This window comes from Hwangdonia sp. (assembly GCF_048381975.1).
Lineage (GTDB): Bacteria > Bacteroidota > Bacteroidia > Flavobacteriales > Flavobacteriaceae > Hwangdonia > Hwangdonia seohaensis.
Genome location: NZ_JBLWYT010000007.1, coordinates 45,173 through 59,723 on the forward strand (window position 1 = coordinate 45,173; position 14,551 = coordinate 59,723).

The window sequence follows — 14,551 nt, forward strand, 5'->3', positions numbered from 1 at the left end:
CTTAAACATTAACCTATTATAACCAAAACATTAGTTAGGTTGCAAATACTTTGGGAATAAGTATATGTGCTTTATGATAGAAGGTTATTAAAATATGGTATTGGAATCTAACAATAAGTTTCATTAAATAATAAATACAGGAATTTTGTAATATACCATATAAAAACCCTTTGTGTTTTAAATAATTATTAATAACAAATAGTTATGCACAATACATTATTTATCAATTTGTTGCAACATAAATATTACCTCTATTTGGTTTTTTTATTTCTACCAATCACGTTGTTACATGCACAAAACACCTCAGACCAATTGGCAAATCAATTGCACGAGGTATCAAAAAACCATGTTTCAGAGTCTGTGTATGTACAAACCAGTAAAGGCATTTATGAAACAGGAGAAGATTTATGGTTTAAGGGCTATGTACTGAACAGTCAATATCTAACTCCTTCAATACAGAGCAAAACCCTGTATGTTCAGCTCTTAGATAGCCAAACAAAAAAAGCCGTTTGGGAAGAAAAGTATGAAATAACAAACGGTTTTGTGGATGGCCACATTTATGTGCAAGACACCCTGCAAGAAGATCGTTACACTCTAGCCGCTTACATACGGTATTCATTTTATAATGATAAACAACCTATAACGTCTATTCGTGAGTTGCAAATTGTAAAGAACATTACAGACTACCATCAATCAAAAAATAAGGACACTTTAGTAAAAACAGAAACCAAAGAAACCACCATCGATTTTCAAGTATTTCCAGAAAGCGGTCATTTGGTATCTGGAATAACAAGTTCCGTGGCCTTTAAAGCTGTGGACTCCCATGGGTATCCAAAAACAGTCTCGGGAACCTTGTATGAAAACAATACCCCAAAAATCACTTTTAAAACAGCACATGCTGGTATGGGTCGTTTTAACTTCACTCCAGATAATACCAAACGCTACCATATAATATTAGATTCTCTGGCAACTGAAAAACAATACACTTTACCAGTCATAAAAGCCAAAGGTTACGTTTTGCAATTGGTCGATAATACCAAAGAGGGTTTAACCTTTAAAGTTTCAAAAAATACAGACCTGAATAAAGAAACCTTGTACCTAAGGGTTCAAGTGAGAGGTGTGGTGTACAGCGTAGCCAAAGCAGTTATAACCAAAGAACGGTTGATAAAAATCCCTTTAAAGGGTATTCCCCAAGGCATAGCGGAAGTAACCTTGTTTGACCAAGAACTTGAACCTGTGGCAGAACGCCTTGTATATGTAAACCAAGACCAAAAGTTAAACATAAAAGCGGTATTGGATAAAGGAGAGTATTTGACCAAAGACCAAGTGAAATTAAAGTTAAAAGTAACCGACCAAAACAACAACCCTATAATTGCCCATTTGGGATTAAGTGTTTATGATGCGTTTTATAATAACCCAGAAGATTCAAAAACCATAGAAAGCCATTATCACCTATCTGCCCAGTTAAAAGGCAGGTTATACAACCCAAGTTATTATTTTAATCCAGAGAACACCAATAGATATCAGGCATTGGACTTACTGCTTTTAACCCAAGGATGGAGGGCTTACCAATGGGCCGAAGCTAATTTAAAACAAGAGTCTTTAAAGAAATACCCTGTACTAAACGATACCGTAACAGGAAAACTTAATACTAAAAACAAAAAGGACCAAGCTCTATTATCCCAACAACATGTCATGGCTTTTACAGCGGATAAGAAAAACCCTGAAGCTTTTATAGAAGTAGATTCTTTAGGGAATTTTACAGTGTACCCAAAAGATATGCAACAAGCAAAAGGGCACTTGTATTTAAAATTATTACTCAATAATCCAAAGAATAAAATAAGCATCGCAATAAATGATCCTTCTTTTGTAACCATTAACCGTTTACAACAACAAAAGGCGTTCAATTATCCTAAAGCACCAAAAATGGAATCTAAAACCAACATAGACTTAAAACCTTTTACACTTGCTAACGGCGTCAATAAATTAGACGAGATAATAGTAACTGGTAAAAAGAAACGTGTATTTAGAGATAAATATATGGGAAGATTAGATAGCATAGCAAAATTAGATATGAATAATGACTTTATTTGTCATCATGATCACCAAGCTTTGAACTGTTGGCAACATCAAAGAGAGCCGAATAGTGCAAGACCCGTGGAAGGAAAAAAATATAATGTGTTTTTTGATAAATATGGTAACCAACTTGGTCAAGACTGGATAAATACTGGAGCTTATGAATTCAAAGTTCTAGAATATCGATACCCTGTTTTAACAGAAGCAGATCTATTAAAAAAGTTTAAAATAGCTAGGATTAAGGGCTACTATGGTAAAAAAGAATTTTATAGCCCTGTTTATGATACACAAGACCTCATTGATGACTTTCCAGATTACAGGAATACTTTATTTTGGCAACCAGATATAATAACCAATGAAAGTGGAGAAGCCACAATTGAATTTAGTACCTCAGATATTAACTCCAAATTTATAGGTGTCATAGAAGGTGTAAATGGCAATGGCGAATTAGGAAGACAAACCTTTGAGTTTTACGTTAGAAAAAGAGAATAATAAATAGCATTAATAACAAATAGTTATGCGCAATACATTAACTAACATAAACATACCCCAATACAGAGGTTGCCTCTCTTTAGTTTTGTTGCTTTTACCAATCTTGTTTTTACACGCACAAAACACCTCAGATCAATTGGCAAATCAACTACACGAAGTATCAAAAAAGCATGCTTTAGAGTCTGTGTATGTACAAAGTAGTAAAGGTATTTATGAAACAGGCGAGGATTTATGGTTTAAGGGTTATGTGTTGAATAGTCAGCATCTATCACCTTCAACGCAAAGTAAAACCTTGTATGTTCAGCTTATAGAAAGCAAAACCGAAAAAGCCGTTTGGGAAGAAAAATACGAGATAGAAAACGGATTTGTAAACGGACATATTTATGTACAGGACACCTTACGAGAAGGTCGTTACACTTTAGCAGCTTATACACGGTATTCATTTTATGATGATAAACAACCTATAAAATCCATCAGGCAATTACAAATTGTAGAAAACATTACAAAGTATCATCAATCAAAAAAGCAGGACACTTTAATTAAAGCTAAACCTAAAGAAGCCGCCATCGATTTTCAGCTTTTCCCTGAAGGCGGATGTTTGGTGTCAGGAATAACAAGTACCATTGCTTTTAAAACTGTAGATACATTAGGGATGCCCAAATCTGTATCTGGCACTTTATATGAAAATAATGTTCCCATAACCAAGATAAAAACAGTACATGCTGGTATGGGTCGTTTTAACTTTACTCCAGATGTCAACAAGCGTTATCATATAGTATTAGATTCACTTACAACTAAAAAACAGTACACGTTGCCAACTATAAAAGCCGATGGTTCCGTGCTACAACTGGTTAGTAATACCAAAGACCACTTAACCCTTAAAGTTTCAAAAAGCACAAGTCAAAAAGAAACTTTGTATTTAAGGGTTCAAGTAAGAGGTGTGGCGTATAGTGTTGCACAAGCAACCATAACCAAAGAGCGGTTAATAAAGATTCCTCTAAATGATATTCCGCAAGGTATAGCAGAAGTAACCCTATTTAATCAAGAGTTTGAGCCTGTGGCAGAACGCCTAGTCTATATGAACCAGGACCAAAAGTTAAACATAAAAGCTGTATTGGATAAAGGAGAATACCTTACCAAAGGCAACGCAAAATTAAAACTAAAAGTAACCGACCAACACAACAACCCTGTAATTGCTCATTTAGGGTTAAGCGTTTTCGATGATTTTTACAACAATCCAAAAGATACTAAAACCATAGAGACCCATTACCATTTGTCTGCACAATTAAAAGGCAGAATATACAACCCAAGTTATTATTTTAATTCAGAGAATGCCAATAGACACCAAGCATTAGACTTATTGCTTTTAACCCAAGGGTGGCGATGTTATAAATGGAATGAGGAAAACTTAAAATCACAAAACCAGTTAAAAACAGCATTGGTAACAAATGGAATAGAAGGAAAGTTTACTTATATAAAAAAAGGAAAAAACAGTCCTGAGCAAAGTTTTATTATAGCTTATGATCCGTTTAAAGAAGAAAAAAAATCAATTATCCCTATAGATACTAATAACAGATTTGTTTTAACGCCAAGCCATTTAAAAATAAGTAGAAGGTTATTTATTAAACATTTTGGCACAAAAAAGGATAAGATATTAATATCGGTTAAAGACCCTTTTCTGGCTATAAATAGTATAAAAAAACTAAAGGATTTTGGTTACCCAATAGCACCAGTTACAGAGAAAAAAGAAGTCAACGAATCTAAAACGCATAAATGGCAATCGATAAAGGATGCCGTTAAATTAGATGAAATTCAACTAGTAGCTAAGAAAAAAGGTATTGTTAAAAGAGATAAATATTTAGCAAAATTAGATAGTTTGGCTAAGCTAGAAATGACTGGCGGTGATTATGTCTGTACAAAAGATAATTATTTAAATTGTCCAATTCATCTGCCTCATAAATATAGCAAGAACCCAGTAGAAGGTGAAGTATATTTAGAGCTTCAAATTAAGGATGGAGGGCAATGGGTTACAGGGGTTGCTCCTGTCGTTGGGCAAGTGTTTAGAAACCCTAAACTTCCAGCATACCGCTATCCAAAACTAACAGATGAGTATCTTTTAGAAAAGTTTAATATAATAAAGGCTAAAGGGTATTATACTAAAAAAAGAATTTTATAATCCCATATATGATAAAATAGAACAAACAGATGGTTTTCCAGATTATAGAAACACGCTGTATTGGAAACCTGATATAATAACTAACAACAAAGGAGAAGCCCAATTAGAATTTAGTGTTTCCAGTATCAACTCCAAATTTATAGGAATTATAGAAGGTGTAAGTGGCAATGGTGAGTTAGGAAGGCAAACCTTTGAATTTCAAGTTAGAAAAAGAGAATAAAAAATATAAAGCTCAAGCATCAATTATTTTCACATCATTTTTTAGTACTAAACCTAACGGACAAGGTATTGGATTGATGTTAATACGTGAAGTTTTATTAAATCACGAATTTAATTTTCCCTTAAAAACCAACGACGATAACTTTACTAAATTTAAAATTGATTTTGAACCCAATTTTGATTGATAAATTTTACAAGTAATTTATTATTTAAGTTTGTAAATAGATTAAATTTGTATTAAGTTCGACTTATAAAGAGTATTCCTATTGAATAATGCCTATTCAGAGATATGGTGTTACCTCTTATAATAAATCAATATTGACTTTTACTTTCATTCAAAAGTGGATATTACAATTCAAATTTAATGATTAAATACTATCTTTTTTTATCGCTTTTAATTTTAATGTCCTGCCAAAATCAAGGTAATAAAAAAGATATTCAAATTACAAATCAAAACAATTCCCAAGAAATAAGTAAACCACAAACGCCAATCATGGGGTGGTCTAGTTGGAATAATTTTCATGTGGATATCAACGAAGAAATCATCAAAGCGCAAGCAGATTATATGGTGTCATCAGGAATGGCAGACGCTGGTTATTCTTATGTAAATATAGATGATGGTTTTTTTGGAGGTAGAGATGCTGAAGGCAATTTATTAGTGCATAAAGATCGTTTTCCAAACGGGATGAAAGTGATTTCAGACTACATTCACTCAAAAGGATTAAAAGCAGGAATATATGCTGAAGCTGGCATTAACACCTGTGCGTCTCATTGGGATAAAGATACTATTGGCGTAGGTTCAGGATTAATGGGGCATGATAGAAAAGATTTAAAATTGATGTTGAAAGACTGGAATTACGATTTTATAAAAGTAGATTGGTGTGGTGGCGATTGGTTGGATTTAGATGAAGAAACGAGATACACGCAGATTGCCAACGTTATAAAAGAAATAAAACCTAACACCGTTTACAATATTTGTAGATGGGAATTCCCAGGGAAATGGGCTCTTCAAATCGCCGATTCTTGGCGAATTTCGGGCGATATTTCCAACGAGTTTCATTCCATTTTGCACATCATCGATTTGAATGCCGATTTATGGAAATATGCCTCGCCCGGACATGTAAACGATATGGATATGCTTCAAGTGGGTAGAGGCATGAGTTACGACGAAGATAAAACCCATTTTACCATGTGGTGCATGATGAGCTCGCCACTTTTGGCCGGTAACGATTTACGAAACATGAGTGACGAAACGATTTCAATATTAACAAACAAAGAAATTATAGCATTAAACCAAGATCCATTAGTGTACCAAGCGCGACGATTAATTGATAACGGCGATTTGGAGGTTTGGGCGAAACCATTAATTCATACAATGAGCGGAGAGGTGGCCGTTGCTTTATTAAATAGGTCTAACAAAGCTGAAAACATTAGTTTTGATTTAGATACTATTGGGATTGACGTTGATAAAGGTTACGCTTATCGTGATTTATGGGCGAAAAAAGATTTTGAGAAAACCATTGGAAAAAGTTTGTCTTTTAAAGTACCGAAGCATGGCGTAGTGGTTTTAAAGATTGAAGGCGCCTCAAAACCGTTTAATGTGTTTCAAAATAAATAATTTAGGATAATTGTTCCGTAAATGAAGACAATCGAAGCTTTTAATAAAAACATAAATAAAGGGAATATGCTATTTTTTATGTTGGGTTTTTTATTGACACTTTCATTGTTTGGGCAACATCCGGTTAGGGACATACTCACTTTAGAAAAAAACTGGAAATTTTTTAAAGGTGATGTAACGAATGCACAAAAAATAGCTTTTGATGATTCCAAATGGGAAACCGTTACCGTGCCTCACGATTGGGCCATAAAAGGCCCTTTTGATAAAGAGATAGACAAACAAAACGTTGCCATTGTTCAAAATGGCGAAAAAGTGGCAACCGAAAAAACAGGGCGCACGGGTGCCTTGCCATACATTGGTGTGGGCTGGTACCGCAATACGTTTTCACTTCCAAATTTTTCCGAAGAAAAAAAAGTCATTTTGCTTTTTGAAGGTGCCATGAGCGAGCCGGAAATTTTTATCAATGGTAAAAAAATTGGCAGTTGGAATTACGGTTACAGCTATTTTTATTTCGATATCACCGAACATATTTCAGCCAATCAACCCAATACCTTGGCCGTAAAACTCACCAATGTGGGGTTGTCTTCGCGCTGGTATCCCGGAGCAGGTTTGTATCGCAATGTTCGGGTAATTGTAAAAAACAAAGCTAGTATCAATCATTGGGGCACGTTTATAACTACGCCTTTGATTTCAAAGCATTTGGCTAAGGTAAATGTAAAAACCAAAGTGTCTGGAAAGCAGCTTAAATTGGTTACTACAATTAAAGATGCTAACGGAAAAACTGTTGCAACCAATTCGACCGAAACGATTTTTGATAATGAATTCGAACAAAACATAGCCGTTAATAACCCCAATTTATGGAGTCCGGAAACGCCTTATTTGTATACCGCAACCTTTCAATTATATGCTGAAAATATTCTAAAGGATGAAACCGAAACACGTTTTGGTATCAGGGACATTAAATATGAAGCGGAAAAAGGATTCAGTTTAAACGGAACCAACACCAAATTTAAAGGCGTATGTCTGCACCACGATTTAGGCCCCATTGGAACAGCTATAAACAAATCCGCTTTGCGCAGACAATTACGTATTTTAAAGGATATGGGCGCGAATGCCATCCGTAGTTCGCATAACATGCCGTCTTTGGAACAATTGGAATTATGCGACGAAATGGGCTTTATGTTTTTGGCCGAAAGTTTTGATGAGTGGGCAAAACCAAAAGTAGAAAACGGCTATCATCGTTTTTTTGAAACCGATGCGGAAAAGGATATTGTAAACTTGGTGCATGCCACTAGAAACCACCCAAGCATCGTAATGTGGAGCTCGGGTAACGAAGTGCCAGACCAATGGGGTAGCCAAGGTGCAAAACGTGCCAAATGGCTACAGGATATTTTCCATCGCGAAGACCCAACACGACCCGTAACCGTGGGCATGGATCAAGTAAAGGCCACCATGGCATCGGGCTTTGGTGCGGTATTGGATATTCCGGGGTTAAATTACCGTGTGCATTTATATGAAGAGGCTTACGAAGCTTTTCCGCAAGGATTGATTTTAGGCTCCGAAACGGCGTCTACGGTGAGTTCACGTGGAATATATAAGTTTCCCGTCGAAGAATTTAAAATGAAACAATACGATGATTTTCAATCCTCTTCCTACGATTTAGAAGCTTGTAGTTGGTCTAATATCCCAGATGAAGATTTTGTATTGCAAGACGATAAACCTTGGGTAATAGGGGAGTTTGTGTGGACCGGATTCGATTATTTGGGTGAGCCCACACCTTACGATACCAAATGGCCATCTCGAAGTTCCTATTTTGGCATTAACGATTTGGCTGGTTTACCAAAAGACCGCTATTATTTATACCGAAGCCGATGGAATACCAAAGACGAAACCCTGCACATTTTACCGCATTGGAATTGGGAAGGACGCGAGGACGAAATCACACCCGTATTTGTTTATACCAGCTATACTAGCGCAGAATTGTTTGTAAACGGCAAGAGTATGGGGATTCAAAAGAAGAATAAAAGCACGCCAAAGCACAGGTACCGTTTGATGTGGATGGATGTAACATATCAACCCGGAACCATAAAAGTTGTGGCTTTTGATGATAAGGGAAACCCTGCTGCAGAAAAAGAAATACACACAGCAGGAAAACCTTATAAATTAGTTTTAGAATCAGATAGAAAAACAATAAAAGCCGATGGTAAAGATTTGGCTTTTGTAACCGTTTCGGTGGTCGATAAAAACGGCATACCTTGTCCCACTGCCACCAATCAATTAAAATTTAAAGTAAAAGGCGACGGCATTTTTAAAGCGGCCTGTAATGGCGATGCCACCTCGCTCGAACCTTTTCATGTACCAACTATGAAATTATTTAGTGGTAAATTAGTGGTTTTGATTCAGTCTGATTCAAAAGCTGGTCATATAGATTTGTCGGTTTCCGGCAAAGGATTAAAAACTGGAAAAGTAACTATTCATACTAAATATTAAAAAAAATGAAATTATTTCGTATTCCTATTGCGTTCATTTGTATAACGGTTATGTTTGGATGCCAAAATAAATCCAAGCAATCAGAAGTACAACCAACCAATCAACCAAACATCATTTATATTCTAGCGGATGATTTGGGTTACGGCGATTTAGGAGCTTACGGACAAACCAAAATCGAAACCCCAAACATTGATGCTTTGGCACAAGAAGGGATGTTGTTTACACAGCATTACACAGCTGCTCCGGTGTGCGCACCGGCACGAGCTTCATTGTTAACAGGTAAACACGGTGGACATGCGAGTATTAGGGGAAATGACGAATGGAGATCACGAGGCAATGTGTGGGATTATTTAGAAATGCTAAAAGATTCTACCCTTGAAGGCCAGCGCCCCATGCCAAAAAACACCACAACTATGGCCCAATTATTAAAAACAGCCAATTATAAAACGGGCATCGTTGGAAAATGGGGATTGGGCGCACCGCATACCGAGTCCATACCAACTAAAATGGGCTTTGATTACTTTTTTGGGTACAACTGCCAACGTATTGCACATACATACACCCCAACACATCTATACGAAAACGAAAAGCGGTTTCACTTAAAAAATGATACTATAGCGCCGCATTCAGGCACAGGAAATGATGGTGATTCATTAGCTGAATCAACGTATGAAAAGTTTTATCAGCCCGATTACAGTCCAACTATAATTTTTGACAAAATGATGGGGTTCATCGAAGAAAATAAAAAAGAGCCCTTCTTTATGTATTGGGCAAGCCCTATTCCGCACGTGCCGTTACAGGCGCCAAAAAAATGGGTAGATTATTATGTTGAAAAATTCGGAGACGAAAAACCCTATTATCACAAAGAAAAAGGCAACTATTTTCCAACCCGATATCCGCATGCTACTTATGCGGCAATGATATCTTATTTAGATGAAAACGTAGGGAAGCTGGTATCCTATTTAAAAAATGAAGGTTTATACGATAACACTTTAATTATTTTTACATCAGATAATGGACCATCAAATCATGGTGGGGGAGATTCTCAATGGTTCAATAGCGCAGGATTATTTAAAAATAAAGCTGGAAGAGTTAAAGGCTTTACATACGAAGGCGGCATTCGAATACCCATGATTGCTACTTGGCCCAAAAAAATAAAAGCAGGCTCAACAAGCAATCATATTTCAGCATTTTATGATGTCTTGCCTACATTCAATGAGATTGCAAACGTAGAAACCGATTACAAAAGTGATGGCATTAGTTTTTATAATGCCCTTACAAATGCCGATAAACAAAAAGAACACGACTATCTGTATTGGGAATTTGCAGGTTACCAAGGGCAAGTAGCCGTAAGAATGGGCAAGTGGAAAATGATTTGGAAAAACATTAAAACAGGCAATAAAGAGGTTGAGTTGTATGATTTAGATGCCGATATAAAAGAGGAAAACAACGTGATGGACAAGCACCCGGAAATGCTTGAAAAATTCTTTGAAATCGTTAAAAAAGAACATCAAACACCCGAAAACGAATCCTTTGTAATTGAAGCTGTAGAAAACTTTGTTAATCAAAAATAAATAACAATCATATTATGAAATTATTAAACCATTTGGCTATAATCGGTTGTATCTTTTTGATTGTCGGATGTAAAGACAAAGCAACTTCAAAGGAAACTGATAAAAAACCCAACATTGTTTTTATCATGTCCGATGACCATGCTTATCAAGCCATTAGCGCTTATAGTGATAGGCTGATACAGACCCCAAATATCGACCGTATTGCCAACGAGGGCATGTTGTTTACCAATGCGAGTGTTACCAATTCTATTTGTGCACCGTCAAGAGCGGTGATTTTAACGGGAAAACACAGTCACATCAATGGTAAAATAGATAACTTAAGTAAGTTTGATACTACTAATGTGACCTTTCCCCAAATTCTTCAAAAAGCGGGTTATCAAACAGCAATGTTCGGTAAGCTTCATTTTGGAAACAATCCAAAAGGCTTTGATGAATTCAAAATTTTACCCGGACAAGGAAGTTATTACAACCCGAGGTTTATCACCCAAAAAGGCGACACGATCATAAAGGGGTACGTCACCGATATTACTACGGATTTAACCTTGGATTGGATGAAAAACCGCAGGGACCCCAACAAACCTTTCATGCTCATGTATTTGCACAAGGCGCCACATCGTGCGTGGTTGCCCAACAAAAAGTATTATACAGAATTTACCAAAAAAACATTCCCGTTACCGGAAACCCTGTTTGACGATTATAAAACACGGGGAGCGGCTGCCAAAACTGCCGAAATGGGTGTTTTTAAACACATGTCGTTAATTAACGATGTTAAGCTTAGGCCGGAAACCGTAAAAGAACTCGGTATTGAACAATGGAGCAAATTGGGGCAAAGCATTGGTAGATTAGATTCGGTGCAGCGTGCCGATTGGGATGCGGTTTATAACCCTATTGATGAAGATTTCAAAAAAAGATACCCAACCATGAACGACTCCACTTTTACGGTTTGGAAATACCAACGTTATATGCAGGATTATTTAGGCACCATTGCATCGGTTGATGATAATGTGGGACGCGTATTGGATTATTTAGATGAAGAAAAACTCGCTGATAACACTATTGTAATTTATACCTCCGACCAAGGGTTTTACCTCGGCGAACACGGTTGGTTCGATAAGCGTTTTATGTATAATGAATCTTTTAAAACCCCACTTTTAATCAAATGGCCAAATAAAATTACCGCGGGCATTACTGAAGATGAAATGGTGCAGAATCTGGATTTTGCACAAACCTTTCTGGAAGTTGCAGGTGTAAAAGCACCAAAAGAAATGCAAGGTGAAAGTTTGGTGCCCTTATTAACAGGAAAAAAACAAGCTTGGGATAGAGAGGCAGTATATTATCATTATTACGAATATCCCGCAGAACACGCCGTAAAAAGGCATTATGGCATTGCAACCAAAGATTATAAATTGATACATTTTTACCACGATGTAAACGAATGGGAACTATACGATAGTAAAAATGATCCTAACGAGGTAAACAACGTGTACAACGACCCAAATTATGCAGATGTGGTTAAAGAGATGACCCAAAAACTAAAAGACGTTAGAAAAAAATACAAGGATTCTGAAACCTTGGATAATCACTATATAGAGCTTTATAATAAGAAAAAGTAGATTAGTAACAGGTTTGTTTTTTTAGAGAAATCTGTTTTAAATCCGAAGTTTTGTCATCATTTTTTATTAAATCACATCTTGCATTTTAGTTTATTTAATTACCACTGTAAAGCGTTCCACTTTAGTGTTTAAAGTTTCGTTTGATGTGTTTATAAAACGAACATATTTCACTGTTGTATTGATAGATGCTTGTAGCGCTTCATCTTTTTGCTCTGTTTTTATAGCTGTCCAATCGTCTCCATCTACTGAAACTTCCAATTCCAAATTGTTATAACCGGAAACTGGAGAGAGTTTAAAATGTAATTTACTGGCACGAGTGGTACTTTGCAATTCAAATCCAAAATAGGCATGAGGCGATATGTGAATGACTTCCAACGGCGGATTTAAAGCCAATGTTCTATCTCTCAAAGTGATTTGTTGGTTTTCCAACTGAGCCACATTGGTGTAAATTTTATGCGGATTGTAATGGGCTTCAACTTCCAGATTTTTACCGAACGCTTTATTATAGGCTTGGGTTAAATGCTCAAAACTTTTATCGATTAAAGGTGTGATAACCAAAGTCGCCGTTTTGATTCCAGGTTGATACGGGTTTTGATTTTCTTGACGATCAATGCTGTACATTTCTGCTTTAATGGCTTTCAGTGCATGATAGCTTCGTTCAAAACCATCATTGTCTTTCTCTTTTAAGGCAGTGTGCATGTTTAACATGGCTAATCCCGATTGCCCCAATAGTTTAAACTGCTCAACCCACGCACGAATTTCATCTAAAAGTACAGGATTGTCCGTGCTATGCAATAAAATGTATGAAGCTTCAACCATGGCCTGAAATTCTTTTTGCACCGGATCGAAATTTTCAATAGTGCTGTCGGCTTCTAGATCTTTTAAAAATGCATCCGCTTTTGGTGCAAAACTAACAGATTCACTTCTTCTGTAACGGTGTCCGTTTGGTCCTAAATCACTGTTATGTGTCGCAAAAATTTCCAAAGCTTTATAACTTTTGGGCATCACAACCTGCAACGCTTTTTTCCAATTATTTTCGGGTTGATATTCAGACATATTCCAAGTATAATCGGCAACACCGTAAATAGCAATTTTAGAAGCTTCGGCATGTTCCATAGGGTTGGAAACAAATCCAGATAAATCTTGGGCAATATCTGTTCCATTGCCATAAGCTGGTCCTAAAAGCATGTGGTTTCTAACATAATCTGAAACGGGGAAGTTCCACCAAATAAAAGCATTACGATTTATTTTAGCGTTAATCCAATTCATGGTTTCCTTATCAATATCAGCCACTACGGTATTTCCGGTCCACATAATTCTTATGGAAGGATCTAATTCTTTTCCCAAAGTTTCCAAATAACCGCCTTCTGGTTTAGACCATCCTTTGTTGTATTCCGTGGGACACATAATCAAAGGTTTAACGTCCTTTTTCTTTTTGATAAATTCGGTATGTAAAAAATTCAACAAACCAGCTTGTTGGTTTGGGTTGGTGCCTTCACCTGAAATATCATCAAAAAACACGGCATATGCGCGTACGCCCAAATCATACATCAATTCAAATTTATGGAGTAGGGCAGTTCGGTCTTCGTTATTCCACTTTATGTCTTTTCCCGGGTGAATGGCCCAAACAAAATCCACATGGTTTAATTCGGCTCTATCTATCAATTTTTTTAATTGATTGGCTTCATTTTCAGGGTATGGTTTTCTCCAATTCGGAGAGCTGTGGTACGGGTCGTCTTTTGGACCATAGATATAGGTATTCAGTTTGTTTTCACCATAAAAATCGATTTGGCGCAAACGGTGCTGAAAACTCCATGGCGTTCCGTAAAACCCTTCAACTGTACCTCGTGCGGCCACATCTGGATAATCTGAAATTTCTCCTAAAGGTGTGGTCTCGTTTTTTAATAGCGCAATCAATGTTCTAACGCCGTAATAGGTGCCTCTTGCATCTCGACCAATAACCGAAATCTGTTTTTTTGTTAAATTTATATGATAGCTTTCGGCCTTATTTGGAACCTTGTTTTTCAGTTTTTTAGGAAATCTATCATTTATGTTTCCTATTTGAATTGAAAGTCCCGAGCCTGAAATGTTATCATTGTTAAAAAATGAAGATAATAGAATTTGTGTGGCTTTATCAGTGCTTTTTTGCTGAAGGTTAAAAAGTCCTGGCGTATTAAAATAGGCACTAATATCTACGCTTTGAGGCTTGGGATTAATATTCAAATCTTGTGCAAAACTGAAGCTAACCGAAAAAAATAGAAGTATAAAAAATGAATGACGCATTGAAATAAGA

8 protein-coding genes are annotated in these 14,551 nt (G+C 36.3%); 7 read left to right on the plus strand and 1 reads right to left on the minus strand.

Going from position 1 to position 14,551, the window contains the following annotated elements:
* Window positions 1-204: 204 nt before the first annotated feature.
* The 7 genes from ACN5J7_RS12815 to ACN5J7_RS12845 all read left to right on the plus strand — a co-directional run bounded on the left by ACN5J7_RS12815 (window position 205) and on the right by ACN5J7_RS12845 (window position 12,258).
* A complete protein-coding gene (locus ACN5J7_RS12815) occupies window positions 205-2,568 on the plus strand; it encodes a hypothetical protein (protein ID WP_418604213.1) in 2,364 nt (787 codons plus the stop codon).
* 25 nt (window positions 2,569-2,593) lie between these two features.
* Entirely contained in the window at window positions 2,594-4,744 is a 2,151-nt protein-coding gene (locus tag ACN5J7_RS12820; RefSeq protein WP_418604214.1) for a hypothetical protein, read from the plus strand.
* Between the two features lie 191 nt (window positions 4,745-4,935).
* Window positions 4,936-5,148 carry a hypothetical protein gene (locus tag ACN5J7_RS12825; protein WP_418604215.1) on the plus strand — a complete coding sequence of 71 codons (213 nt, stop codon included), beginning with the start codon at window positions 4,936-4,938 and terminating at the stop codon, window positions 5,146-5,148.
* Between the two features lie 179 nt (window positions 5,149-5,327).
* Entirely contained in the window at window positions 5,328-6,581 is a 1,254-nt protein-coding gene (locus ACN5J7_RS12830; RefSeq protein WP_418604216.1) for a glycoside hydrolase family 27 protein, read from the plus strand.
* Window positions 6,582-6,602: 21 nt separating this feature from the next.
* Entirely contained in the window at window positions 6,603-9,071 is a 2,469-nt protein-coding gene (locus ACN5J7_RS12835; protein WP_418604217.1) for a glycoside hydrolase family 2 TIM barrel-domain containing protein, read from the plus strand.
* Window positions 9,072-9,076: 5 nt separating this feature from the next.
* Entirely contained in the window at window positions 9,077-10,645 is a 1,569-nt protein-coding gene (locus tag ACN5J7_RS12840; RefSeq protein WP_418604218.1) for an arylsulfatase, read from the plus strand.
* 14 nt (window positions 10,646-10,659) lie between these two features.
* Window positions 10,660-12,258 carry a sulfatase gene (locus ACN5J7_RS12845; protein WP_418604219.1) on the plus strand — a complete coding sequence of 533 codons (1,599 nt, stop codon included), beginning with the start codon at window positions 10,660-10,662 and terminating at the stop codon, window positions 12,256-12,258.
* A 90-nt stretch (window positions 12,259-12,348) separates the two neighbouring features.
* On the opposite strand, the gene ACN5J7_RS12850 is transcribed toward ACN5J7_RS12845, so the two are convergent.
* Window positions 12,349-14,541, minus strand: a complete 2,193-nt coding sequence (locus ACN5J7_RS12850; protein ID WP_418604220.1) for a beta-N-acetylglucosaminidase — start codon at window positions 14,539-14,541, stop codon at window positions 12,349-12,351.
* Window positions 14,542-14,551 lie beyond the last annotated feature (10 nt).